The following is a 23,449-nucleotide window of genomic DNA, read 5'->3' as shown; positions in this document are numbered from 1 at the left end:
CCGGCGCGTGAGCGAGGCCTTCGGCCACTTCCGCGTCGGGTTCGTCACCGGCGCGACGCCCGACAAGTGGGCGCGCACCTGGCAGCAGCGGTACGCACGCGATCCGCTCGAGCTGGTGCCCCTGACCGAGGCCGAGCAGGAGGACCGGGTCCGCGCCGGCACGCTCGACATGGCCCTGGTGCGCCTGCCCGTCGACCGGCAGGGCCTCCACCTGATCCCCCTCTACGAGGAGCTGCCCGTCGCCGTGATGGGCGTCGAGCACCTGCTGACGCTCACCGAGGAGGTGACCACGGCCGACCTCGCCGACGAGCAGCTGGTGCTGCCCGAGCGGTCCGGCTGGCGGCCGTCCGCCGAGCAGCTCGCCTGGCCGCCGATGAGCGTCGCCGAGGCCGTCGAGGTCGTCGCGAGCGGCACCGGTGTGGCCGTCGTACCGATGTCGGTCGCGCGGCTCCACCACCGGCGGGACGTGACCTACCGGGTGGTGGCGGACCTCCCTGCGACCACCGTCGGCCTGGCGTGGCTGGTCGACAACGAGGACCCGTGGGTGCAGCGATTCATCGGCATCGTGCGCGGCCGCACGGAGCGCAGCTCGCGCGGGTGAGCGTCCTCACGTCGGGGTTTCACCCCCAGGGGTGGGTGGTACCCGTCCGGACGTGACTACTGACCAGTACCCCCGCACGCACCGGGTCTCGGACTCCGTCAGGACACCCGTCGACGTCCTCTCCCACCCCGGCGCCCACTCCGGCGCCCACCCCGCGCTGGACCAGCCGGTCTCCGACGCGGCGCCACCTCCCGGCCTGGACAAGGTCGTCTTCGGCGTGACCGCCGCGGTCGCGGTGGCGTTCCTGGCGTGGGGGTTCGTCAGCACCGACTCGCTGGCCAGCGCGTCCGGAAGCGCCCTGTCCTGGGTGATGCGGGACGTCGGCTGGCTGTTCGTCACCACCGCGAGCGCCTTCGTCGTGTTCGTCATCTGGCTGGCCGCGAGCCGGTTCGGGGACATCCCGCTGGGCCGCGACGACGAGGAGCCGGAGTTCCGGACCGTCTCCTGGGTGGCGATGATGTTCAGCGCCGGCATGGGCATCGGCCTGATGTTCTACGGCGTCAGCGAGCCGATCACGCACTTCGCCACGCCGCCGCCGGGCACCGGTGAGCCCGGCAACGCCGCCGCCACGCAGCACGCCCTGGCGACCACCCTCTTCCACTGGACGCTGCACCCCTGGGCCATCTACGCCGTCGTCGGCCTGGCCATCGCGTACGGCGTCTACCGCAAGGGACGCCTGCAGCTGGTCTCCGCCGCGTTCGAGCCGCTGCTGGGCCGCCACGCCCGGGGCGCGTGGGGCAAGGTCATCGACATGCTCGCGATCTTCGCGACGCTCTTCGGCTCCGCCGCGTCACTGGGCCTGGGTGCGCTGCAGATCCAGAGCGGCCTGGAGATCGTCGCCGGGATCGGACGGGTCGGCAACGGCGTGCTGGTCGCCATCATCGCCGTGCTCACCGTCGCCTTCATCCTCTCTGCGGTGTCCGGCGTCGCCAAGGGCATCCAGTGGCTCTCCAACATCAACATGGTGCTGGCGGTCGCGCTCGCCCTCTTCGTCTTCCTCGTCGGTCCGACCGTGTTCATCCTCGACCTGGTGCCGACGTCCATCGGCAGCTACCTGCAGGACCTGGCGATGATGTCGGCCCGCACCGGTGCGGAGGGCAGCGAGACGAGCAGCTGGCTGCAGTCCTGGACCGTGTTCTACTGGGCCTGGTGGATCTCGTGGACCCCGTTCGTGGGCATGTTCATCGCCCGCATCTCCCGCGGGCGCACGATCCGGCAGTTCGTGACCGGCGTGCTGCTGGTGCCGAGCCTGGTCAGCCTCGTCTGGTTCTGCATCTTCGGCGGCGCCGCCATCGACCAGCAGCAGTCCGGGACCGACATCGCCGGCGCCGGTGGCATCGAGTCCCAGCTCTTCAGCACTCTGGCGGCCTACCCGTTCGCCACCGCCGCGAGCGTGGTGGTGATGGTGCTGGTGGCGATCTTCTTCGTCTCCGGCGCCGACGCCGCCTCGATCGTGATGGGCACGCTGTCCGAGCGCGGGACGCAGGAGCCGAGCCGCCGTACCGTGGTCTTCTGGGGCGTCGCGACCGGCGCCGTGGCCGCGGTGATGCTCCTGGTCGGCGGCACCGACGCCCTCACCGGCCTGCAGACGATCACCATCGTGGCGGCGCTGCCGTTCGTGCTGGTGATGATCGGCCTCGCGGTCTCGCTGGTGAAGGACCTGCGCAGCGACCCGCTGACGGTGCGGCGCCGGTACGCCGCGGAGGCCGTCGAGGCCGCGGTCATCGCCGGCGTCACCGAGCACGGCGACGACTTCGTCCTCGCCGTCGACCGCGACCCGGAGGCCTGAGGCCGGGACCAACGCTGCTGCCCGGCTCGCTGGGTCTCGACACGCCGGCCGCGACCTCGTGCCTCGACCGCGGGTCCGCCGGCGCGCCCGGCGCTACCAGCTGGTGTCGAGCGGGCGGCCCTCGTGGAACCCGGCCGCAGACTGGACGCCCACCACCGCGCGCTCGTGGAGCTCGGTGAGGGTCGACGCTCCGGCGTACGTGCACGCGGAGCGGACGCCGGAGCAGATCTGGTCGACCAGGTCCTCCACACCCGGACGGACCGGGTCGAGGTACATCCGCGAGGACGAGATCCCCTCCTCGTAGAGCCCCTTGCGGGCCCGGTCGAACGCCGACTCGGCGACCGTGCGGTTGGCGACCGCGCGGGCCGAGGCCATGCCGAAGGACACCTTGAAGGCCCGGCCGTCGGAGTCGTGCATCAGGTCGTCGGGAGACTCGTGGGTGCCCGCGAACCAGGACCCGATCATCACCGAGGACGCCCCGGCCGCCAGCGCGAGCGCGACGTCGCGTGGATGCCGGACTCCCCCGTCGGCCCACACGTGGCGGCCCAGCTCGCGGGCGGCGGCGGCACACTCCAGCACCGCGGAGAACTGCGGCCGGCCGACGCCGGTCATCATCCGGGTGGTGCACATCGCGCCCGGTCCGACGCCGACCTTGACGATGTCGGCCCCGGCCTCGACCAGCGCGCGGGTCCCCTCGGCCGAGACGACGTTGCCGGCCGCGACGGGCACCTCGGGGCCGAGGGCGCGCACGGCGGCCAGTGCCTCGAGCATCCGGTCCTGGTGACCGTGCGCGGTGTCGACGACCAGGCAGTCGACGCCCGCGGCGAGCAGCTCCTCGGCCCGCTGGGCCACCTCGCCGTTGACGCCGACCGCGGCCGCGACGCGGAGCCGGCCGGTCCCGTCGACGGCCGGGTCGTAGAGAGTGGCCCGCAGTGCACCGGTGCGGGTGAGCACCCCGAGGAGCCGGCCGGCGTCGTCGACCGCGACCGCGACCGCCGCGTGCGCGGCGTCGAGGCGGTCGAACGCGTCGCGTGGGTCGGCATCGGCGCTGAGCCGGACCGCGACCGGCTGCATCACGTGCCGCACCTGGGCGAACCGGTCGACCTCGGCGCAGTCGGCCTCCGAGACGACGCCGAGGGGCTTGCCGTCGGCGACGACGACGGCGGCCCGGTGGGCCCGCTTCGGGATCAGCGCGAGCGCCTCCGCGACGGTCTGGTGGGGCGCCAGCTCGATCGGGGTGTCGAAGACGAGGTGACGCGACTTCACGAAGCGCACGACGTCGGCGACCACGGCGGCCGGGATGTCCTGCGGGATCACCGCCAGCCCCCCGCGCCGGGCGATCGTCTCGGCCATCCGCTTGCCGGCGATGGCGGTCATGTTGGCCACGACCAGCGGGAGCGTGGCGCCGGTGCCGTCGCTGGTGGCCAGGTCGACGTCGTACCGGCTCGCGACGCCGGAGTGCCGAGGCACCATGAAGACGTCGTCGTAGGTCAGGTCGTGGGGCGGCGTGGCCGCGTCGAGGAACTGCACGTCGGACCAGTCTAGGTTGGACCGGTGCCGTTCGTCGCTCCCGGGGACCCGTCCATCGTCGCGTCACAGCTCGCCGACGCATTCGCCACCACCTATGCGGGCGCGCCCGCGGTCGTGGCGCGCGCTCCGGGACGGGTCAACCTCATCGGCGAGCACACCGACTACAACCGTGGGCTCGTCCTGCCGGTGGCGCTCCCCCACGCCACCTTCGCGGCGGCGTCGCCGCGGTCCGACGGGTTGGTCCGGGTCCGCAGCGCCGAGCACGACGAGCCGTGGTCGGGGTCGCTCGAGGACGCGGCCGACGCACCGGGCTGGGCGGCGTACGCCGCCGGGGTGCTGTGGGCGCTGCGCGAGGCCGGGGTGCCACTGTCCGGCGCGGACGTCCTCGTCCACGGCACGGTGCCGCTCGGCGCGGGCCTGTCGAGCTCGGCAGCGCTCGAGTGCAGCGTCGCCGTGGCCGCGTGCGCCGCGGTCGGGGTCGACCTGGACCGGTCGCTGGTCGTCGACGCCTGCATCCGCGCCGAGACCGAGGTCGCCGGAGCGCCGACCGGCGGCATGGACCAGACCGTCTCGATGCTCGCCGAGGCCGGCGCGGCGCTGCTCATCGACTTCGACGCGGGCACCACGGCGCCGGTCCCCCTGCCGCTGGGGCCCGCGGGCCTCGCGCTGGTGGTGACCGACACCCGCGTCTCGCACGCGCTGGTGGACGGCGGCTACGGCGAGCGGCGGGCCGACTGCGAGGCGGCGGCGGCGCTGCTCGGGGTGCCGTCCCTGCGCCAGGCGACACTCGCAGCCGTGGAGGAGATACCCGACCAGCGGGTGCGCCGCCGCGCCCGGCACGTGGTCACCGAGGTGGAGCGGGTCCGCGCAGTCGTGGCGGCCCTGGGTGCGCAGGACTGGGCCGCGGTGGGTGCCCGGTTCGCGGAGTCCCACGTCTCCATGCGCGACGACTTCGAGATCTCCTGCCCCGAGCTGGACCTGGCGGTCGACACCGCGGTCGAGGCCGGTGCCGTCGGTGCCCGGATGACGGGTGGCGGCTTCGGCGGCTCCTCCATCGCGCTCGTCCCGACGCCGCGCGTGGATGCCGTCGTCCGGGCCGTCGACGCCGCCTTCGCCGCCGCGGGCTTCGCCCCGCCCCAACACCTCCTGGCCGACCCCGGCCCGGCCGCCGCCGTTCTGTAGCACCCGTTGTCGCGTTCCACCCGTCGTTTGGTCACCAACCGCAGGTGGGAGCGCTCCCGATCTGCGGTTGGTGACCAAACGTCGCATCTCACCGATCCGAGCCGGGCGCCAGCGGTGGGCGGGCTCAGGTCGCCGACACGCCGATCCGGCCGCCCCGGAAGGCCTCGACGAAGAGCGCATGGTCGGTGCGGACCTGCTCGGCGTAGGTCATCGCGAAGTCGGTGACCCAGGCGACCAGCTCCTTGCGGCGTCGGTGGACGCACTCGGCGATCGCGTCCTCGACCTGGAAGTCCACCAGGTCCTGGTCGCTGTCCTCGTCCGAGGCACAGTGGATCTTCGCCGTCGCCCGGCCGAGCGGGTCGACCACGGACGCGATCTGGTCGGGCTCGGTCAGCTCGCTCCAGTCGAGGTCCACCTCGTAGGGCGACAGCTCGGACACCACGTACCCCACACCGTCCAGGTCGGTGTGGCCGAGCAGCGGATCGGTGTGCACCTGCAGCGCGCGCTGGCTCACGACGGTCCGGTGGCCCTCGTGCTCGAAGTACCTCTCGACGGCACCGGTGTCGACGAACCGGCTCACCGCGGGCACGTTCGCCTGCTTCATCGACAGCACGACGTCATTGTCGAGGGCCTGGCTGAACCCCTCGACGAGCAGGTTGTACGCCAGCAGGCCGGCGCTGCCGATCCCGAACCCGCTCTTGCCGACCACGTCGCGCAGCTCGTAGAAGAGCGCCCGGTCGAACCGCTTGGTCTGCGGGATCGTGTCGAGGTAGCGCTCGAAGGCCGCGACGACCGCCGACCGCTCGCGCTTGCCCAACCGTCGCACCGTCGCGCCGTCACGGAAGCCGCGGGTGCCGTCCTCGATCACCGTCAAGCCGTCCAGCAGGTCGGCCCGGCGCTCCTGGCGGGCCGCCACCAGCGCCTGGTGCACCGGACCGTCGGTGTTGTCGAGGTGGAGGGAGAAGTCGTCGTCCTCGGAGTCGCGGTAGGCATCCACCTGGGCGAGGTAGGCGCGCAGGTAGCGCCCGACCAGGCGGCGTACGTCGTCCTCCGGCAGCGCCTTCTGCCAGCCCACGAGCGCGAGCGACGCCGCGAACCGCTGCAGGTCCCACGTGAATCGGCCGAGGTAGGCCTCGTCGAAGTCGTTGATGTCGAAGACCAACCGGCCGTCGGAGTTGAGGTAGGTGCCGAAGTTCTCGACGTGCAGGTCGCCGTGCACCCAGATCCGACCGCTCCGCTCGTCGCAGAAGGGGTCGTCCTCGGCGGTGACGTCGGCGTAGAACAGGCAGGCGGTGCCGCGGTAGAAGGCGTGCGGGTCCGACGCCATGGTGCGGTACTTGTGGCGGAAGGCGGCGGGGTCGGCCTCCATCAGCGGGGCGAACGCGTCGTCGAGGACCGCGACGATGCGGTCGGTCCGGTCACCGGCTGCGGAGTGGCCCATGACACGCAGCATGCCCCGGCGCATCGGGTACATGCTTCAATCCAGGAAGGACCCCGCGTTCGCGACCGAAGGGAAGCCCCCGTGCCCACCAAGTCCCCTCTCTCCCACCTCCCGGAGACGCTCGTCGGCGGCGTCAAGGAGGCGATCGCCCACCCTGTCGGCACCGCCGAGAAGGCGATCGGGCAGGCCCGGGGTGCGCTCACGCTCGGGCGTGCGGTCGCCGGCCAGGTCGCCAAGGGCGCCGCCGGCGCGGTCACCAGCCGGCTGCCGGGCCACCACGGCGGTACCGCATCCCCGGCGCCCGTGCAGCGGTCCGAGCCCGCCGCGCCCGCCCCGGTCGAGGTGCCCGCGAAGAAGGCACCCGCGAAGAAGGCACCGGCCAAGCAGGCACCGGCGACCCAGACCGCGGTCCGGCCGCCGGTCACCGACGTCGCCACCGAGATGGTCAAGGAGCAGGCCGCCCACCAGCCGGTCCCCGCGCCCGAGGAGGCCCCGCAGAGCCCGATCGACGCGGCAGCCGACCCGGCGCACGTGGACGCCACCCCGGCCGACGTCGCCAAGAAGGTCGCGAAGAAGGCGCCCGCCGCGAAGAGTGTCGCGAAGAAGGCACCCGCGAAGAAGGCACCCGCGAAGAAGGCACCGGCGAAGAAGGCCACCACCTCCACGCCCAGCGCGAAGCTGCCCGCCCGGAAGCGGCCGGCTGCGAAGTCGGCTGCAGAGGTCGTCGAGGACACCTCGGTGCAGACCCCGGTCGGCACGACCGGAGCCGACGTCGCCACCAACCCCTCCACGGCGGAGACCGACCTGCAGCAGCCCGGGACCGAGCCGCTGGTCGACCCCGCGACCGTCAAGGCGGTCGCCAGCGAGGCCGCTGTGGGTGCCCGCGGGGCCGACCCCGAGAAGGGCTGAGCACGGACGACCGGCTGCCCGACCCGGCCCTGGTCGTCCTGGTCGGTGCCTCGGGGTCCGGCAAGTCGACCTGGGCGCGGGCCCGCTACCGCCGCGCGGAGATCGTCTCGTCCGACGACCTGCGAGAGGTCGTCGGCAGCGGCCGCCACGACCTGGACGCCTCGGAGGACGCGTTCGCGGTGCTGGAGCGCGTCGTCGACGCCCGGTTGGGCCGTGGTCTGACCACTGTGGTCGACACGCTCGGCCTCGACGACGTACGACGCACGCGGTGGCTCGCCGCCGCCCGGGCGGCCGGGCTCCCGGCGGTCGTGGTCGTCCTGGACACCCCGCGGAGGTCTGCCGGGCGCGCAACCGGGAGCGGGACCGGCCGGTGCCCGCGGCCGCGCTCGCCGGCCAGCTGCGCCGCGCCCGTGAGCTCGACCTGACCGGGTGGGACGTGGTCCACCGGGTCACGGAGACGGCGGCGACGGGTCGTGTGCGTGAGCCCGACCCCACGGTCGGTGTGAAGGCTCAGGACATCGCGGACGGAATATGTCTCAGGACATCGCGGACACCTGACCGGGTTGTGGCCTGTCTGCAGGACAGGGTGGGTCGTGGCCAGAGATGGAGTCGCGGTGAGTCCGCAGCTTGCGGCATTGGTGGCGCGGTACGTGGAGTCGTTGGAGTCGGTGTCTGGGTCTTCAGCCAGGGTGAACGTGCGGGCCGAGTGCGCCGCGCTGGGGGTGTCGAAGTCGTCGTTCTACAAGTACGTCGAGCGGTTCCGGGCCGAGGGTGTCGATGGCTTCTTTCCTCGTTCGCGTCGCCCGCTGGGCAGTCCCGGGCGGCTCTCGGCTGGGTGTGAGGACGAGCTGGTGCGCGTGCGCAAGGAGCTGCTGGACCAGGGGTGGGATGCCGGTGCGGAGCAGATCCGGTTCTGGTTGACCGCTCAGATCGATGCGGGCGTCTGCTCCTGGCCGGCCAGTCAGGCGGTGCCTTCTCGGGCCACGATCAACCGGGTCCTGGAACGTCGTGGGCAGCTGGTCAAGGTTCCCCAGCGGCGGCCCCGGGCAGCGACACGTCGGTTCGAGGCCGCCCAGCCCAATCAGCGGTGGCAGATGGACGGCTTCGAGTGGCGCCTGACCGACCGGCAGCGGGTGGTGGTCTTGCACATCATCGACGACTGTTCCCGGTTCGAGATCGCGTTGCAGGTCATGTCCAGCGAGAACGCCGCCGAGGTCTGGCAGGCCGTGGTCGCGGCCACGCAGCGACACGGGCTGCCAGCCCAGCTGCTCACCGACAACGGCACCGCGTTCTCAGGTCGCCGCCGGGGCTGGACCAGCCCGTTGGAAGCGAACATGGCCACGTTGGGAGTCGCCCACTTCACCAGCCGTGTCGCGCACCCCCAGACCTGCGGGAAGGTCGAACGTGCCCACCAGCCCGTGCAGCAGTGGCTGGCCGCCCACGGCCCTCATGACACCGTCGAGGACCTCCAGGCCGCGCTGGACACCTACCGGCACCGGTTCAACCATGAGCGACGCAAGACCCATCTGAACGGACTCACCCCCGCCCAGCGCTACGCGCTAGGCGAGAAGGCCGCCCCCGCCGGCGCCGGTGACCAGCCACTGCACGTCACCCACGGGAAGGTCGCCGCAAACGGCACCGTCACGATCCACCGCACCCGGGTCGGGATCGGGCGCACCCACGCCGGCAAGACCGTGACCCTGTTCCGCCGAGCCGACCGCGTCACCGTCTTCGACAACAACACCCTCATCGTCGAATTCGACCTGATCTCCCGAGCCGGCTACCAGTCAGCCAACCCATCGACTACAAAAGTGTCCCCGAAGTCCTGAGACATAAGTGTCCGCGATGTCATGAGACACAACACCGACCCCACGGTCGGTCTCAGGCACACGACCCGAGCGGGCGGGGACCGTCGCAGCTCGCAGGGGCTGCGGTTCGTGCTGCAGGTGAGCCGGTTCCCCTGGGGCGAGCGGCCCGCGGAGTGGCTGGCCGGCGTCGCCCGTGCGGCCGACGGGGCGGGCTTCGCAGGACTCGCCCTGATGGACCACCTCGTGCAGATCCCCCAGGTCGGTCGGGCGTGGGAACCGATCCCAGAGCCGTGGGTCACCCTGGGGCTGCTCGCCGGTCTCGACACCGGGCTCGAGCTCGGCACCCTGGTGACCCCGGTGACGTTCCGGCCCGCCGGCGTCGTCGCGAAGGCCGCGGCCACCCTCGACGTCCTCAGCGGCGGCCGGGCCTTCGTCGGGCTCGGGGCCGGCTGGTGGGCGCGGGAGCACGCGGCGTACGGGCTGCCGTTCCCGCCACCTCGCGAGCGCGTGGATGCGGTCGAGGCCGCGATCGAGACCATGCGGGCGCTGTGGGCGCCCGGCACCAAGGCGTACGCCGGCGAGCGCGTCGCGCTGCCCGAGACGACCTGCTACCCGCGCCCCGTGCACGACATCCCGGTGGTCGTGGGCGGCAGCAGCGAGCGGATCCTGCGCCTGGCCGCCCGCCGCGCGGACGCGGTCAACGTCCGCACCGAGCACGTCGGGCGCGCGCTCGACGCCGTCGCCGGCACCGAGGCGCGGGTCACGGTCCTCGACCTCCCCGTCGTCGGCCGCGACCGGGATGACACCTGGGCGCGCGTCGAGCGGCTGCGCGGCAGCACCGCCGCGGCGGCGTACGCCGAGCGCACGCACGCCGGCACCCCGGCCGAGCAGCGCGACCGCTACGGCGCGCTGGCCGACCGGGGTGTCGACACCGTGTTCCTCGCCGTCGGGGACCTCGAGGGACCCGACGACGTGGAGCGGCTCGCTCCCCTCCTGGTCTGAGCCGGTCTGAGCGGGCTACCTCAGCTCGGCGCTGCTCAGGCCGAGCACCCGGCGCGCGACGATCAGCTGCTGGATCTGCTGGGTGCCCTCGAAGATGTCGAGGATCTTGGAGTCCCGCGCCCACTTCTCCAGCAGCTCGGCCTCGCTGTAGCCGACCGTCCCGGCCAGCTCTACGCACGAGAGCGTGATGTCGGAGCCGACCCGGCCCGCCTTCGCCTTGGCCATCGACGCCTCCAGCGAGTTCGGCCGGTGGTTGTCGGCCATCCACGCGGCCTGGAGCATCAGCAGGTACGCGGCCTCCCAGTCGGCCTCCATCTGCAGCAGCTTGGCCGCCGCGGCGTGCTGCACCTGGGCCGGCCGGTCGTGGTCGACCACCACCCCGGCGTTCTCCAGCAGCTCGCGCGTGAGGTCGAGCGCGGCGCGGGCGCAGCCGACCGCCATGGACGCGACCAGCGGGCGGGTGTTGTCGAAGGTCGCCATCGCGCCGGCGAAGCCCTGCTTGGTGTCCACCTCGGGCGACCCGAGCAGGTTCGCCCGGGGCACGCGGCAGTCCTCGAAGACGATCGCGGCGGTGTCGGAGGCCTTGATGCCCAGCTTGTGCTCGAGCCGCTCGACCCGCATGCCCGGGGTGCCCTTCGGGACCACGAAGGACTTGATCGCGGCCCGTCCCAGCGACCGGTCCAGCGTCGCCCACACGACGACGGCGTCGGCGCGCTCGCCGGAGGTGACGTAGATCTTCTCGCCGTTGATGACGTACTCGTCGCCGTGGAGGACCGCGGTGGTGCGGATGCTCGCGGAGTCCGACCCGGCGCCGGGCTCGGTGATCGCCATCGCGGCCCACATGCCGGCGAACCGCTCCTGCTGCTCGTCGTCGGCCACCGAGGCGATGGCGGAGTTGCCGAGACCCTGTCGCGGCATCGAGAGCAGCAGGCCCACGTCGCCCCAGCACATCTCGGCGATCGACAGCACCGAGGCCAGGTTGGTGCCGTTGCGCACGCTGCCGTCGTCGGCGGACTCGTCCCGCCGGACACCGGCCGCACCAGCGCCCTCGCTCGCCCCGGACTCCGAGAGCCCGTCGATCATCGCGGCGAGCATGTCGAGCTCCTTGGGGTAGGCGTGCTCCGCCTTGTCGTACCTGCGAGAGATCGGCCGCAGCATGTTCATCGCGACCTGGTGCGCCTGCCCGACCAGCGGCCGGAACTTCCTGGGGTCGTCGAGCGAGATGCTCATACGAGGACACCGCCTTCCATCACGCCGATCGCCCGGAGGTCGCGGTACCACCGCTCCACCGGATGCTCCTTGACGAACCCGTGGCCGCCGAGCAGCTGCACGCCGTCCAGACCGATCCGCATGGCCTTCTCCGCGCACAGGTGGCGGGCCAGCCCGACCTCGCGGGCCACGTCCTTGCCCGCGGCCGCCCGGGAGGCGGCCTTCCAGGTGAGCAGCCGCATCGCCTGCAGCTCGATCGCCATGTCGGCGACCATGAACGCGACCGACTGACGGTGGGCGATCGGCTCACCGAACGCCTCGCGCTCCTTCACGTACGGCGTGACGTAGTCGAGCACGGCCTGCCCCGTGCCGACGGCCAGGGCGCACCACGCGAGGCGGGAGAGGCGCACGCACTCGGCGTACGTCGAGCCGTCGGTCTCCCCCAGCAGGGCCGTGCCCGGCAGCCGGACATCGTGCACCTCGAGACGGCAGAGCCCGGCGGCCCGCACGCCCATGCCGGGGTCGGCGACCACGGTCAGCCCCGGGGTCGACGACTCGACCAGGAACAGCGCCGGGCTGCCTTCGAGCATCGCGCCGACGACGAAGAGCTCGGCCTCGGCAGCACGCGGGACCGCCGACTTCACGCCGGTCAGCAGGTAGCCGTCGTCCGTGCGCGTCGCGGTGGTGGCCGGCTCGAGGGCGTCGAACAGGACGGTCGGCTCGGCGAGCGCCAGGGCCGCGGCCGGGACGTCCTCGCCCGTGAACGCCGGCAGGTAGGTCTGCTGCTGCTCCTCGGTGCCCCACAGGCCGAGTGCGGTCGCGACGGCTCCCGGCGCCAGCGAGGCGACCGCGAGCCCGAGGTCGCCGCGGGCGAGGGCCTCGGCGACCAGCACCCCGGCGACCGCCGAGCGCTCCTCCGAGACGCCTCCGAGGGCCTCGGGGACGCCCAGGACGGGCAGCCCGACCTCGAGGCCGGCGCGCAGCACCTCCTCCGGGGCGGCGCAGGCCTCGTCCGCCGCGGCCGCGGCCGGTCGCAGGACCTCGTCGGCGAGCTCGGTCACCACGTCGACCAGCAGCTGCTCGTCCTCGGTCGGGGTGAGGTCGAAGACGCCGGTGCGAGGCGCGCTCGCCGGCCGGACGCCCGCTCGCGAGGAGGCGCCGGCCCGGGTGAAGGTCCGGCTGGCGGCGGTCAGGGTGCGGAACCCGCTGCGGGTGGCGACGTGGACGGCCTGCTCGGCCTGCCGGCGCAGCCCGACACGGTCCAGCAGCTCGCTCTGGGCGAGGCGGCTGAGGGCGGCGACGGCGTACCCGATCGGGTCCCGCCGCTCGGTGGTGGCGAGCCCGTGCTTGCCGCCGGGCCGCAGGCTGTTGGTCAACGACATGCGCACCAATGTAACTCTGAGTTACAACGACGGCTACAGCCGCGCTCGTGCGACCCGTCACACGCTGGATACGCTCCCGCCCATGCCCGACGAGCCGCTCACCCCGCACGGTCCGCTGCCCGAGGGAGGCACCGCCCGCCCGATCACCCGCTGGGGGACGCCGGTGATGCACCGGCCACAGCAGCCGGTGACGACGTACGACGACGACCTGCGTGCGCTCGCCGCCGACATGGTCGCGACCATGTACGCCGCCGACGGCGTGGGTCTGGCCGCCTGCCAGATCGGCGCGGACGTCGCCATGTTCGTCTTCGACTGCCCCGACGAGGCCGGTCGTCGCACCGTCGGGGTCGTGTGCAACCCGGTGCTGACCCTCCCCGAGGGTCGCGACCGCCGCCTCGACGACAGCGAGGAGGGGTGCCTGTCGTTCCCGGGCGCGTTCGTGGAGTGCGCCCGGCCCGACGTCGCGTCGGTCACCGGCACGGGGCTGGACGGGCAGCCGGTGGAGTTCAGCGGCGACGGGATGCTCGCGCGGTGCCTGCAGCACGAGACCGACCACACCCTGGGGACGGTGTTCGGTGACCGGCTCTCGACCCGGCAGCGCAAGAAGCTGCAGAAGGCGCACGACCGGTCGGTCGCCGACTTCCCCGCCCACTGGCCTGCGGAGTGGCCCGCCGGATAGCCCCGGGCGTACCCTTCTCGACGGCGTACCGGACGGCCCCGAGGAGGTGGTGGAGATGCATAGCGACAGTTGCCGCCACGTTCCTTCCCACCACGAGGTGCCTTCATGTCCGAACGCAGCTTCAAGCCGATCCGCTCGCTGACCGGGCGGGTCCGCCGCCGTCCGCCGTCCGCCCCGAGCGCGTCGCTCGCCGTCGAGCGCATCGGCGACCGGGTCAGCATCATCGACAGCGCCGTCTACGTCGACGGCGACCGGGTCGCGTCACCGACCACGCTCGGTGACACCTACCGGTCGCTGCGCGAGCACGAGGGCGCCGTCGCGTGGATCGGGCTCTACCGCCCCGACCAGCACGAGCTCGCCTCGCTGGCCGGAGAGTTCGACCTCCACGAGCTCGCGGTCGAGGACGCGATCGTCGCCCACCAGCGGCCCAAGCTCGAGCGCTACGACGACACGCTGTTCGTCGTCCTGCGGGCCGCCCACTACGACGACGCGGCCGAGGAGGTGCAGTTCGGCGAGGTGCACGTCTTCGTGGGCCCGGACTTCGTCCTCACGGTGCGGCACTCGGAGTCACCCGACCTGTCCGCGGTGCGCCGGCGACTGGAGAGCAACCCCGACCTGCTGGCCCTGGGCCCCGAGGCGATCCTCTACGCCATCCTCGACCGCGTCGTCGACGGCTACCTCCCGGTCGTCGCCGGGCTCGGCAACGACATCGACGAGATCGAGACCGAGGTCTTCGGCAGCGACCCGGGCGTCTCGCGGCGCATCTACGAGCTCTCCCGCGAGGTCATCGAGTTCCAGCGCGCCACCCGGCCGCTCGAGGCGGTGCTGGCGGCACTCACCGCCGGGTTCGACAAGTACGGCACCGACGAGGAGCTCCAGCGCTACCTGCGCGACGTCGAGGACCACCTCACCCAGGTCATCGAGCAGGTCTCCGGCTTCCGCCACCTGCTGCGCGACATCCTGACGGTGAACGCCACCCTGGTCGCCCAGCGCCAGAACGAGGAGATGCGCGCCCTGTCCGAGGCCAGCATCGACCAGAACGAGGACGTCAAGAAGATCTCCGCCTGGGCCGCGATCCTCTTCGCCCCCACCCTCATCGGCACCATCTACGGCATGAACTTCGACCACATGCCCGAGCTGCACTGGGTCGGCGGCTACCCGTTCGCGCTGGTGCTGATGGCGCTGGTCAGCTGCACCCTGTGGGCGGTCTTCAAGCTGCGCCGCTGGATCTGAGCGCGCCGGGGCCCGGTTCCCAACCCGGCGGCCCAGATGGACGTCGTTTGGTCACAATCCGCAAGTCTGAGGCCCGAAAACCTGCGGATTGTGACCAAACGTCGCATCGCCCGAACCGCCGATCGGCGCCGAGCTGACGACCCCGCAGACCGACCCGACCCCGGCGGCGATCCCCGTCGATTGGTCACCAACCGCAGGTTCGAGGTCGAGAAACCTGCGGATTGTGACCAAACGTCGCATCTCCCGGACCGCCGATCGGCGCCGAGCTGACGACCCTGCAGACCGACCCGACTCCGGCGACGATCCCCGTCGATTGGTCACCAACCGCAGGTTCGAGGTCGAGAAACCTGCGGATTGTGACCAAACGTCGCGCCTGTCGGACCTCACCGCCGGGCGGTGACGTAGCAGGCGACGGCGGTGGCGGCGGCGACGTTGAGGGAGTCGATGCCGGCGGCCATCGGGATGGTGGCGCGCCGGTCGGCGGAGCGCTCCCAACGCGGCGAGAGGCCGTGGCCCTCCGAGCCGAGGACGAGGGCGACGCGGTCCAGGCCCGCGACCGCCTCCTCGAGGGGTACGGCGTCGGGGGCCAGCGTGAGCGCGACGGTCGTGAACCCGGCGGCGTGCAGCGAGGGGAGGGCGTCGTGCCAGTCCGTGAGCCGGGTCCAGGGCAGGGTGAACACCGCGCCCATCGCGACCTTGATCGCCCGGCGGTAGAGCGGGTCCGCGCAGCGCGGGGCGAGCAGGGCGGCGTCGAAGCCGAGCGCGGCGCCGGACCGGAAGATCGCGCCGACGTTGGTGTGGTCGACGACGTCCTCGAGCACCAGCACCGAGCGGGCACCGGCCAGCACCGACTCCACCGACGGTAGGGGCCGCCGCTCGAGGGACGCCAGCGCACCTCGGTGCACGTGGAATCCGGTGACCTGCTCGACGAGCGCCACCGGCATGACGTAGCACGGCGCGTCGGTGGTGCGCAGCGAGTCCGCCAGCCCGTCCAGCCACCGCGGCGCCATCAGGAAGGACCGGGGCCGGTAGCCGGCGGCGACCGCGCGCCGCACCACCTTCTCCCCCTCGGCGAGGAAGAGCCCGTGCTCGGCCTCGAGGTGCTTGCGCAGCTCGACGTCGCGCAGGTCGCGGTAGTCGGCAAGCCGCGGGTCCGCGGGGTCGCTGACCTCGACGACGGTCGCCATCAGGCCCCGAAGCCGTCCGGGTGGGCGACCCGCACGACCTCGCCGACGACGATGATCGCGGGCGGCCGGACGGTCTCCTCGGCGAGCCGGGCCTCGAGGGTGCCGAGCGTGGCGAGCACGGTCCGCTCCCCCGGCATCGACCCCTCGCAGACCACGGCGACCGGCGTCCCGGGCGGCCGGCCCCCGGCGACCAGCGCGGCGGCGATCGCCGGGGCGTTCTCCACCGCCATCAGCAGCACGACCGTGCCCGACATCGCGGCGACGCCGGCCCAGCTCACCAGCGACTCGGGATGGTCCGGCGGCAGGTGGCCCGAGACCACGGTGAACTCGTGCGCGACCCCGCGGTGGGTGACCGGGATGCCGGCCACGGCGGGTACGGCGACCGGGCTGCTCAACCCCGGCACGACGGTGACCGGGACCCCCGCCTCCCGGCAGGCCAGCACCTCCTCGTAGCCGCGGCCGAAGACGAAGCTGTCGCCACCCTTGAAGCGCACCACCCGCTTGCCGGCGAGGGCTCGCTCCACGATCACCCGGTTGATCTCCTCCTGCTGGGCCGACCGGCCGCGGGGCAGCTTGGTGACGTCGACCAGCTCCACGTCGGCCGGCAGCTCCCCCAGCAGCTCGCGCGGCGCGAGCCGGTCCGCGACCACCACGTCGGCCTCCATCAGCGCCTTGCGGCCCGCGACGGTGATCAGCTCCGGGTCTCCCGGGCCTCCTCCGACCAGGACCACCCCGGGCGCGTAGTCGCGCTGCTTGCGCGCCGCGATCGTGCCCTCGCGCATCTCCTCGACGATCTCGTCGCGGATGCGCGCGGAGCGCTGCGGCTCGCGGTTGCAGAGCACCGCGACGGTGACGCCGTCGTGCCGGCCCACCGCGGGCGTCCACGCCGTCGCCCGGGTGCCGTCGTCGGCACGGACGCAGAAGACCCGCCGTGCCTCCGCGGCGTCGGACACCTGCTGGTTGACGGCGCGGTCGTCGGTCGCGGCGATCACGTACCAGGTCTCGTCGACGTCCTCGGGGGCGAAGCGGCGAGGGTGCCAGCTGATCTCGCCCGACCCGACCATGCCCTCGATGGCCGGGGTCACCTGGGGGGAGACGAGGTGGACGTCCGCGCCGACCGCGAGCAGCTGCGGGACCCGGCGCTGTGCGACGTGCCCACCGCCGACCACGAGCACCCGGCGGCCGGCCAGGCGCAGGCCGGAGGGGTAGGTCGGGAAGTCGTCCACCGGCTCATCATCACCTGTCCCGGTCCGCACGACCGTGGCGCGCGTTCACCCACCGGACTACGTTGATCGTGACGCGCCCCCCGGGTTAGGGGGCACCGATCCAGCCGACAGGAGAGCCATGAGCCTCGACCGCCCGGTCGCCCCGGACCCCTACGACCTGCTGCCCGCCGTGCCGTCGTTCACCGTCACCAGTGCGGACGTCACCGACGGCCAGCCGCTGAAGGACGACCAGGTCGCGGCGGCCGGCAACACCTCGCCGCAGCTGTCGTGGGAGGGCGCCCCGGAGGGCACGAAGAGCTACACGGTCACCTGCTTCGACCCCGACGCACCCACTCCGAGCGGCTTCTGGCACTGGGTGCTGGTCGACCTCCCCGCCGACGTCACCTCGCTGGACACCGGCGCCGGGGCGGAGGGGGCCGCGCTGCCGGGCAACGCCTTCATGTGCCGCAACGACGGCGGACCCAAGTCCTTCATGGGTGCGGCCCCACCGGAGGGGGACCAGGTGCACCGCTACTACTTCGTCGTGCACGCGGTGAAGGAGGAGACGCTCGGGGTCGACTCGGACGCCTCGCCCGCCGTGGTGTCGTTCAACCTGGCCTTCAAGACCGCGGGACGGGCCATCCTGCACGGCACCTACCAGCACTGACGATGGCCGGGGAGGGTACGACGGGGGCGGTCCTCGTCGGGGGCTTCGTCGTCGACATGGCGGGCGTCGCGCGCGCCAAGTACGTGCCGGCGGCGAGGCTCGACGCGTTCGAGAAGGTCGGGATGGGTGCCTCGCCGTCGTGGAGCGTCTTCACCGCGGACGGCGCCATCGCCTTCACCCCCGAGCTGGGGGTGGTGGGTGACCTGCGCATCCGGATCGATGCCGACGACCTCCGGCCGGTCGCCGACGGCGTCGCGCTCGCCCCCGGCGACCTCTGCCAGCAGGACGGCTCGCCGTCGCCGATGTGCGGACGGGCACTGCTGCGCCGGGTCGTGGCCGGTGCGGAGCAGGCCGGGCTGCGCGCCCAGGTCGGCGCGGAGCTGGAGTGCACCCTGCTGGCCCCCGACGGCGGACACGCCACGGCCGGAGCCTGGGCGCCGTACGGCGTCCGCAGCTCGCTCGAGCGCTCGGCGTTCCTCGTCGACCTGGTGGAGTCGGCGGAGCGGGCCGGCCTCGGCGTCGAGCAGCTGCACGTGGAGTACGGGCACGACCAGCTCGAGCTCTCGCTGTCGCCGGCCGACCCCCTCTCGGCGGCGGACGACGTCATCCTGGCGCGCGTGGTGGTCGGCCGGACCGCGGAGCGGCACGGCATGCGGGTGTCCTTCTCCCCCGTGCCGTTCGCCGGCGACGCCGGGAACGGCGCGCACCTCCACCTGTCGCTGGAGCGCGACGGCGTGCCGGTCTTCTCCGGCGGCGACGGCCCACGCGGCCTCACCCCGATCGGCGGGGCCGCCATCGCCGGCGTCCTCGACACCCTCCCGGAGCTGGTCGCCGCGTACGCCGGCTCGACGCTGTCGGCCCGGCGCCTGGTGCCCGGCAACTGGGCGGGCGCCTCCTTGTGCTGGGGGCTGGAGAACCGCGAGGCCGCGGTCCGGCTGGTCGCCGCCGGCCCGGGCAGCGCGCACGGCGCCAACATCGAGCTCAAGGTCGTCGACCCGAGCGCCAACCCCTACCTCGCGGTCGCCGCCTTCCTCGGCAGCGCCTGTCTCGGCGTCGAGCGCGACCTCACACTGCCCCCGGAGGTCGCCGAGAACCCCGCCGACTCGGGCCGCGAGCTGCTCGTCCTCCCACCCCACCAGGCCGCGGCGCTGAACGCGCTCGAGTCCTCCGCGGTGGCCCGGGAGCTGCTCGGAGCTCCGGTCGTCGAAGGGCTTCTGGCGGTTCGCCGCCACGAGGTGCGCTCCTACTCCGGCCTGCCGATCGCCGAGACCGCCGAGGCGCTGCGGCTGGCATGGAGCTGCTGACCGACCCGGCCGGGGGCCGGCTGGAGGGACACCTGCGCGAGGTCCCCCTCGTCGACCACCACGTCCACGGCTGGTTCAGCGAGCCGGGTGACCGCGCCGCCTTCGAGGCGGCCCTCAACGAGGGCTCCCCCGGCCCGGTCACCTCGGGCTTCGACCTGCCGGTCGGCGTCGCGGTGCGCCGCTGGTGCGCGCCGCTGCTCGGCCTGCCCGCCCTCGCGTCGGCCGACGACTACTGGGAGGCGCGCTCGGCGACGCCGTACGAGGAGGTGGTCCGCTCCTTCCTCGACGCCGCGGGCGTCTCCCACTGGGTGGTCGACACCGGGCTCACACCCGACCTCGTCACCGAGCCCACACCCCGGTCGGAGGTCGTGCGGCTCGAGCTCCTGATGGAGCAGGCCCTCGCCACGGACGACCCGCTCGCGGTCTTCCGGGCGCGCCTGGACGCCGTGGTCGACGACCCGACCGTCGTAGGGGCCAAGTCGATCGCCGCCTACCGCTGCGGGCTCGACATCGACTGGGGCCGCCCGGACGACACCACCGCGGCCCGGCACGCGCACGCGTCCGGCCCCCGCCTGGTCGACCCGGTGCTGGTCGCCTTCGGCGTCCACGAGGCCGCGGCCCGCGGACTGCCGCTGCAGGTGCATACCGGCTTCGGGGACCGCGACCTGGACCTGCGTCGCGCGGACCCCCTCCACCTGCTGCCGCTGCTGCGGGCGGTCGAGTCGCCGGTGCTGCTGCTGCACTGCTACCCCTACCACCGGCACGCCGGCTACCTCGCCCAGGCGTTCGAGCACGTGTTCCTCGACGTGGGTCTCGCGGTCAGCCACCTCGGCGCCCGATCGTCTGCGCTGGTGGCCGAGGCGATGGAGCTCGCGCCGTTCGGCAAGCTGCTCTACTCCTCCGACGCCTACGGGCTGCCCGAGCTGCACTACCTCGGTGCTGTCCTGTGGCGCCGGGCCATGACCGAGGTGCTCGGCGCATTCGTGGGGCGTGGGGACTGGTCAGAGGACGACGCGCTGCGGGTGGTCGACCTGGTCTCGTCGCAGAACGCTCGGCGCGTCTACCGGCTGTGACCAGGTGCGTCCCGACGGTCGTGTGCCGCGCAGCGGTGGGTCAGCCACCGATCGGCCGCATGAGACGGTGGCCAGCTCACCGCCCCGACCCAGCCCATCGGAGCGGTGAGGCTCCGTCAATGAGCCCCACTCCGTCGAGACACATGTCGAGTGCGTCGTGTTCGACGGGCTGCACCGACCACCCCAGCACGGCCCACGACTCAGCGGGCTCCCTCCTGGGGAGCCCGCTGGGATCAGCCCTCGGACGCCTCGCGCAGCAGCTGCTCGAACGGCGTCGGGTCGGCCAGCTCGTCCTCGACCGTCCGGCGCCGGCGGGACACGCCGGCCGGGTCGACCTTGCCCATCAGCACGGCCAGCTCGCCGGCGGCCCGCTCGACCCGCTGCTGCAGGCCCCGGTCGCCGAAGTCGTCGGTCGCGGCGAACACCCCGGTGGGGACAGGGACCGCGCGCAGGTAGGCGAACAGCGGGCGCAGCGCGTGCTCGATCACCAGCGAGTGCCGCGCGGTGCCCGCCGTGGCGGCGAGCAGCACGGGCTTCCCCTCCAGCAGGCCGGGCTCCAGCACGTCGAAGAAGGTCTTGAACAGGCCCGAGTAGGACGCCGCGAAGACCGGCGTCACGACGACCAGTCCGTCCGCGTCCCGCACGGCCTCGACCGCGGCCGCCAGCGCGGGGCCGGGGAACCCGGTCAGCAGCTGGTCGGTCAGCTCGTGCGCGAGGTCCCGCAGCTCGACGTACGTGACGTCGGCCCCGCCGAGCGCCTCGACGGTCGCGTCGGCGAGCCGATCGGCCAGCAGCCGGGTCGAGGAGGGCGTCGAGAGGCCCGCGGAGACGACGACGAGGGTGCTCATGCTCGCACCGGCTCGCGGTCCGAGCTGCCGGTGACGTCGTCGGCCGGGGCGTAGACGGTCGCGTCGTGGGGTCCGCCGGCGGCGGCCACGAGTGAGGCGTGGGTCGGCGCGTCGGGGACGTGGGCGGGTCGGCCCTCGGCGAAGCCCTTGCGCATCTCCGGCAGGATCTCGCCGAGCAGGTCGAGCTGCTCCAGGACCGTCTTGAGCGGCAGGCCGGCGTGGTCGACCAGGAACAGCTGGCGCTGGTAGTGGCCCACGTAGTCGCGGAAGCCGAGGGTGCGCTCGAGCACCTGCTGCGGCGAGCCGACGGTCAACGGCGTGGCCTCGGTGAAGTCCTCCAACGAGGGCCCGTGACCGTAGACGGGGGCGTTGTCGAAGTACGGGCGGAACTCGTCCCAGGCGTCCTGGCTGTTCCTGCGCATGAAGAACTGCCCGCCGAGGCCGACGATCGCCGTGTCGGCCGGACCGTGCCCGTAGTGCTCCCAGCGGCGCCGATAGAGGTCCACCATCTGCTGGGTGTGGCCGGCCGGCCAGAAGATGTGGTTGTGGAAGAACCCGTCGCCGTAGTACGCGGCCTGCTCGGCGATCTCGGGGCTGCGGATCGAGCCGTGCCACACGAACGGCGGCACTCCGTCCAGCGGCCGCGGCGTCGAGGTGTAGCCCTGCAGCGGGGTGCGGAAGCGCCCCTCCCAGTCGACGACGTCCTCGCGCCACAGCCGGTGCAGCAGCGCGTAGTTCTCGACCGCCAGGTTGATGCCCTGCCGGATGTCCTTGCCGAACCAGGGGTAGACCGGACCGGTGTTGCCCCGGCCCATCATCAGGTCGACGCGCCCGTCGGTCAGGTGCTGGATCTTGGCGTAGTCCTCCGCGATCAGCACCGGGTCGGTCGTGGTGATCAGCGTGGTCGCCGTCGACAGGATGATGTCGTCGGTCTGGGCGCCGATGTAGGCCAGCGTCGCGGTCGGGTTGGAGGAGATGAACGGCGGGTTGTGGTGCTCGCCCGTCGCGAAGACGTCGAGACCGACCTCCTCGGCCTTCTTCGCGATCGCGACCGTCGCCTTGATCCGCTCGTGCTCGGTCGGGGCACGACCGGTCGTCGGGTCCACCGTGACGTCGCCGACGGAGAAGATTCCGATCTGCATGGGGCTCACTGTCCTCGGGTGTGGTAGTTGAATAGCGAACTATGCCTCTAACCGGAGCGGCACGCCACGTATTCCTGCCACCATCTCGACGTGCCCCCCTCCTCGTCCACCCCCTCCGCCCGAGGTCGTTGCCCGTGGTGGGTGCCGGTCCTCGTCCTGCTCCTCACCGTCGGTCAGCTCGCCGTCGCCGAGTGGTGGCCGGGGATCGACCGGTTCGCCGACAAGGCCTTCGGCGCGCGGCTGCTCGCCTACCCCCTGCTGATGCTGGTGGCGCCCGCCGTGTGGTGGTGGGCCACCCGGCGCCGGGACCCACGTCCCGCCCCTCCGTACGGCGCGTTCACGCTCGTCATGCTGCCGTTCCTCGTCGACGTGACCGGCAACAGCCTGGACCTCTATGACCGCGTCGGGTGGTGGGACGACGCCAACCACTTCGTCAACTGGTTCCTCCTGCTGACCGGGCTCGGACTGCTCCTGTGTGGGTCCGTCCGGCCACCCTGGGCCGTCGTCGTCACGGTGTGCGGGCTGGGGGCGATCCTCGCGATCGGCTGGGAGGTCGGTGAGTGGTGGACCTTCATCCGGCACGGCACCGAGCTCGACACCGCCTACGAGGACACCCTGGGTGACGAGGTGCTCGGCACCCTGGGCGCACTCTGCGCAGGGCTCCTGGTGGCGTCGACCGGCCGACGTCGTACGACCTGACGTCGACCCGACATCGACCGGTCAGCGACGCTGACCGCGCGCCAGCAGCTCCTCGACGGTGAGCGAGCCGCCCGCCGCGGGCCGAGACCGGGCCGCGCGCACCTGGTTGCGGTAGGGCAGGGCGGCGGCACCGAGCAGCACGAACCCGTCGAGGACCAGCACCAGCAGCCACGACGAGCCCAGCGGCCCCGAGTCGGGCCGGCCGCCCAGGATCGTCGCCGGCCCCTGGGTCGACAGCATCTGCAGGGCGCCCTTGCCCACCGACAGCGTGGCCGGGCCGCTGCCGTCGTCCAGCGGCGTGGCGAGCGGCGCCAGGTCCAGGACGATCTCGCGGGCGGTGGGCACCCTCGCGGTCACGGCCGGATCCGGGGGTCGAACGGCTGCGGGGCGACCCGCGTGGAGCGCACGGTGGTGCCCACCCTGGTGCGGGCGCTGCTCGGCCTGAGCCTGGTGCGCACGGGAGCCGTGCTGCCCGTGCTGCCCCTGCTGCGGGTGCTGCCCGTGCTGCGGGTGACCCAGGGCGTGCTGCGGCTGGACCGGCGGGTGCGCGTGGCTCGGC

The 23,449-nt window shown here is 73.0% G+C and carries 22 protein-coding genes and 1 pseudogene; 14 read left to right on the top strand and 9 right to left on the bottom strand.

The annotated features are described in order from the left end of the window. Positions 1–7 precede the first annotated feature (7 nt). Both ACILRH_RS07290 and ACILRH_RS07285 read left to right on the top strand, forming a co-directional pair. Positions 8–601 carry a LysR family substrate-binding domain-containing protein gene (locus ACILRH_RS07290; RefSeq protein WP_395691957.1) on the top strand — a complete coding sequence of 198 codons (594 nt, stop codon included), beginning with the start codon at positions 8–10 and terminating at the stop codon, positions 599–601. Between the two features lie 52 nt (positions 602–653). After that, complete coding sequence (locus ACILRH_RS07285) at positions 654–2,390, top strand: BCCT family transporter (protein WP_395691956.1); 1,737 nt, start codon at positions 654–656, stop codon at positions 2,388–2,390. Between the two features lie 93 nt (positions 2,391–2,483). Here the strand turns inward: ACILRH_RS07285 and ACILRH_RS07280 are convergent, their stop codons facing one another. After that, entirely contained in the window at positions 2,484–3,920 is a 1,437-nt protein-coding gene (locus ACILRH_RS07280) for a GuaB1 family IMP dehydrogenase-related protein (RefSeq protein WP_395691954.1), read from the bottom strand. A gap of 24 nt (positions 3,921–3,944) precedes the next feature. On the opposite strand from ACILRH_RS07280, the gene galK reads away from it, so the two are divergent. Further along, positions 3,945–5,102 (top strand): galactokinase, encoded by a 1,158-nt coding sequence (galK, locus tag ACILRH_RS07275; protein ID WP_395691952.1) that lies wholly within the window; start codon positions 3,945–3,947, stop codon positions 5,100–5,102. 124 nt (positions 5,103–5,226) lie between these two features. Here the strand turns inward: galK and ACILRH_RS07270 are convergent, their stop codons facing one another. Continuing rightward, positions 5,227–6,543: a DUF2252 domain-containing protein gene (locus ACILRH_RS07270; protein ID WP_395691951.1), complete on the bottom strand. Its 1,317-nt coding sequence runs from the start codon at positions 6,541–6,543 to the stop codon at positions 5,227–5,229. A gap of 81 nt (positions 6,544–6,624) precedes the next feature. Between ACILRH_RS07270 and ACILRH_RS07265 the strand changes: the two genes are divergently transcribed. The 5 genes and pseudogenes from ACILRH_RS07265 (at position 6,625) to ACILRH_RS07245 (ending at position 10,262) form a co-directional block, all read left to right on the top strand. After that, a complete protein-coding gene (locus ACILRH_RS07265; protein ID WP_395691949.1) occupies positions 6,625–7,452 on the top strand; it encodes a hypothetical protein in 828 nt (275 codons plus the stop codon). Further along, on the top strand, positions 7,449–7,877 hold the full coding sequence (locus ACILRH_RS07260; RefSeq protein WP_395692095.1) for an AAA family ATPase: 429 nt from the start codon (positions 7,449–7,451) through the stop codon (positions 7,875–7,877). The genes ACILRH_RS07265 and ACILRH_RS07260 overlap by 4 nt, the downstream gene beginning before the upstream one ends. A 168-nt stretch (positions 7,878–8,045) precedes the next feature. Further along, a pseudogene (locus tag ACILRH_RS07255) lies at positions 8,046–8,261 on the top strand (helix-turn-helix domain-containing protein); the annotation flags it as partial. 48 nt (positions 8,262–8,309) lie between these two features. Beyond that, positions 8,310–9,281: a DDE-type integrase/transposase/recombinase gene (locus ACILRH_RS07250; RefSeq protein WP_395692094.1), complete on the top strand. Its 972-nt coding sequence runs from the start codon at positions 8,310–8,312 to the stop codon at positions 9,279–9,281. 21 nt (positions 9,282–9,302) lie between these two features. Further along, a complete protein-coding gene (locus ACILRH_RS07245; RefSeq protein ID WP_395691948.1) occupies positions 9,303–10,262 on the top strand; it encodes an LLM class flavin-dependent oxidoreductase in 960 nt (319 codons plus the stop codon). Between the two features lie 15 nt (positions 10,263–10,277). Here ACILRH_RS07245 and ACILRH_RS07240 read toward each other — a convergent pair whose 3' ends face one another. After that, on the bottom strand, positions 10,278–11,492 hold the full coding sequence (locus ACILRH_RS07240) for an acyl-CoA dehydrogenase family protein (RefSeq protein WP_395691946.1): 1,215 nt from the start codon (positions 11,490–11,492) through the stop codon (positions 10,278–10,280). Then, positions 11,489–12,853, bottom strand: coding sequence for an acyl-CoA dehydrogenase family protein (locus ACILRH_RS07235; RefSeq protein WP_395691944.1), 1,365 nt, complete (start codon positions 12,851–12,853; stop codon positions 11,489–11,491). The genes ACILRH_RS07240 and ACILRH_RS07235 overlap by 4 nt, the downstream gene beginning before the upstream one ends. An 82-nt stretch (positions 12,854–12,935) precedes the next feature. Here ACILRH_RS07235 and def point away from each other — a divergent pair, with 82 nt between their 5' ends. Together def and ACILRH_RS07225 are read left to right on the top strand one after the other, a co-directional pair. Further along, positions 12,936–13,532: a peptide deformylase gene (def, locus tag ACILRH_RS07230; RefSeq protein WP_395691942.1), complete on the top strand. Its 597-nt coding sequence runs from the start codon at positions 12,936–12,938 to the stop codon at positions 13,530–13,532. A gap of 105 nt (positions 13,533–13,637) precedes the next feature. Continuing rightward, on the top strand, positions 13,638–14,765 hold the full coding sequence (locus tag ACILRH_RS07225; protein WP_395691940.1) for a magnesium and cobalt transport protein CorA: 1,128 nt from the start codon (positions 13,638–13,640) through the stop codon (positions 14,763–14,765). 383 nt (positions 14,766–15,148) lie between these two features. Here ACILRH_RS07225 and ACILRH_RS07220 read toward each other — a convergent pair whose 3' ends face one another. Beyond that, a complete protein-coding gene (locus ACILRH_RS07220) occupies positions 15,149–15,952 on the bottom strand; it encodes a TrmH family RNA methyltransferase (RefSeq protein WP_395691939.1) in 804 nt (267 codons plus the stop codon). Next, complete coding sequence (cobA, locus tag ACILRH_RS07215; protein WP_395691937.1) at positions 15,952–17,178, bottom strand: uroporphyrinogen-III C-methyltransferase; 1,227 nt, start codon at positions 17,176–17,178, stop codon at positions 15,952–15,954. The genes ACILRH_RS07220 and cobA overlap by 1 nt, the downstream gene beginning before the upstream one ends. A gap of 118 nt (positions 17,179–17,296) precedes the next feature. Here cobA and ACILRH_RS07210 point away from each other — a divergent pair, with 118 nt between their 5' ends. The 3 genes from ACILRH_RS07210 to ACILRH_RS07200 are packed head-to-tail and all read left to right on the top strand — an operon-like array spanning position 17,297 to position 20,201. Then, complete coding sequence (locus ACILRH_RS07210; RefSeq protein WP_395691935.1) at positions 17,297–17,824, top strand: YbhB/YbcL family Raf kinase inhibitor-like protein; 528 nt, start codon at positions 17,297–17,299, stop codon at positions 17,822–17,824. Positions 17,825–17,826: 2 nt separating this feature from the next. Beyond that, the gene (locus ACILRH_RS07205) at positions 17,827–19,128 is read left to right on the top strand and encodes a glutamine synthetase family protein (protein WP_395691933.1); all 1,302 of its coding nucleotides are present in this window, start codon (positions 17,827–17,829) and stop codon (positions 19,126–19,128) included. Next, positions 19,116–20,201 (top strand): amidohydrolase family protein, encoded by a 1,086-nt coding sequence (locus ACILRH_RS07200; RefSeq protein WP_395691932.1) that lies wholly within the window; start codon positions 19,116–19,118, stop codon positions 20,199–20,201. Before ACILRH_RS07205 ends, ACILRH_RS07200 begins: the two co-directional genes overlap by 13 nt. 233 nt (positions 20,202–20,434) lie before the next feature. Here the strand turns inward: ACILRH_RS07200 and ACILRH_RS07195 are convergent, their stop codons facing one another. Next, positions 20,435–21,049, bottom strand: a complete 615-nt coding sequence (locus tag ACILRH_RS07195) for an FMN reductase (protein WP_395691930.1) — start codon at positions 21,047–21,049, stop codon at positions 20,435–20,437. Further along, positions 21,046–22,191, bottom strand: a complete 1,146-nt coding sequence (locus tag ACILRH_RS07190) for an LLM class flavin-dependent oxidoreductase (RefSeq protein WP_395691929.1) — start codon at positions 22,189–22,191, stop codon at positions 21,046–21,048. The genes ACILRH_RS07195 and ACILRH_RS07190 overlap by 4 nt, the downstream gene beginning before the upstream one ends. 141 nt (positions 22,192–22,332) lie before the next feature. On the opposite strand from ACILRH_RS07190, the gene ACILRH_RS07185 reads away from it, so the two are divergent. After that, on the top strand, positions 22,333–22,890 hold the full coding sequence (locus tag ACILRH_RS07185) for a hypothetical protein (RefSeq protein ID WP_395691927.1): 558 nt from the start codon (positions 22,333–22,335) through the stop codon (positions 22,888–22,890). Positions 22,891–22,911: 21 nt separating this feature from the next. Here the strand turns inward: ACILRH_RS07185 and ACILRH_RS07180 are convergent, their stop codons facing one another. Beyond that, positions 22,912–23,247, bottom strand: coding sequence for a hypothetical protein (locus tag ACILRH_RS07180; protein ID WP_395691925.1), 336 nt, complete (start codon positions 23,245–23,247; stop codon positions 22,912–22,914). Between the last annotated feature and the right edge of the window lie 202 nt (positions 23,248–23,449).

Source organism: Nocardioides sp., from assembly GCF_044226765.1.
GTDB lineage: Bacteria > Actinomycetota > Actinomycetes > Propionibacteriales > Nocardioidaceae > Nocardioides.
The sequence above is the reverse complement of the archived record's forward strand: the minus strand, read 5'-3'. Positions and strand labels throughout refer to the sequence as shown.

Coding starts and splice junctions, on each gene's coding strand:
- ACILRH_RS07270 (WP_395691951.1), bottom strand. CDS start 6,543: ATGGGCCACTCCGCAGCCGGTGACCGGACCGACCGCATCGTCGCGGTC.
- ACILRH_RS07245 (WP_395691948.1), top strand. CDS start 9,303: ATGAGACACAACACCGACCCCACGGTCGGTCTCAGGCACACGACCCGA.
- ACILRH_RS07240 (WP_395691946.1), bottom strand. CDS start 11,492: ATGAGCATCTCGCTCGACGACCCCAGGAAGTTCCGGCCGCTGGTCGGG.
- ACILRH_RS07235 (WP_395691944.1), bottom strand. CDS start 12,853: ATGTCGTTGACCAACAGCCTGCGGCCCGGCGGCAAGCACGGGCTCGCC.
- def (WP_395691942.1), top strand. CDS start 12,936: ATGCCCGACGAGCCGCTCACCCCGCACGGTCCGCTGCCCGAGGGAGGC.
- ACILRH_RS07225 (WP_395691940.1), top strand. CDS start 13,638: ATGTCCGAACGCAGCTTCAAGCCGATCCGCTCGCTGACCGGGCGGGTC.
- ACILRH_RS07220 (WP_395691939.1), bottom strand. CDS start 15,952: ATGGCGACCGTCGTCGAGGTCAGCGACCCCGCGGACCCGCGGCTTGCC.
- ACILRH_RS07210 (WP_395691935.1), top strand. CDS start 17,297: ATGAGCCTCGACCGCCCGGTCGCCCCGGACCCCTACGACCTGCTGCCC.
- ACILRH_RS07205 (WP_395691933.1), top strand. CDS start 17,827: ATGGCCGGGGAGGGTACGACGGGGGCGGTCCTCGTCGGGGGCTTCGTC.
- ACILRH_RS07200 (WP_395691932.1), top strand. CDS start 19,116: ATGGAGCTGCTGACCGACCCGGCCGGGGGCCGGCTGGAGGGACACCTG.
- ACILRH_RS07195 (WP_395691930.1), bottom strand. CDS start 21,049: ATGAGCACCCTCGTCGTCGTCTCCGCGGGCCTCTCGACGCCCTCCTCG.
- ACILRH_RS07190 (WP_395691929.1), bottom strand. CDS start 22,191: ATGCAGATCGGAATCTTCTCCGTCGGCGACGTCACGGTGGACCCGACG.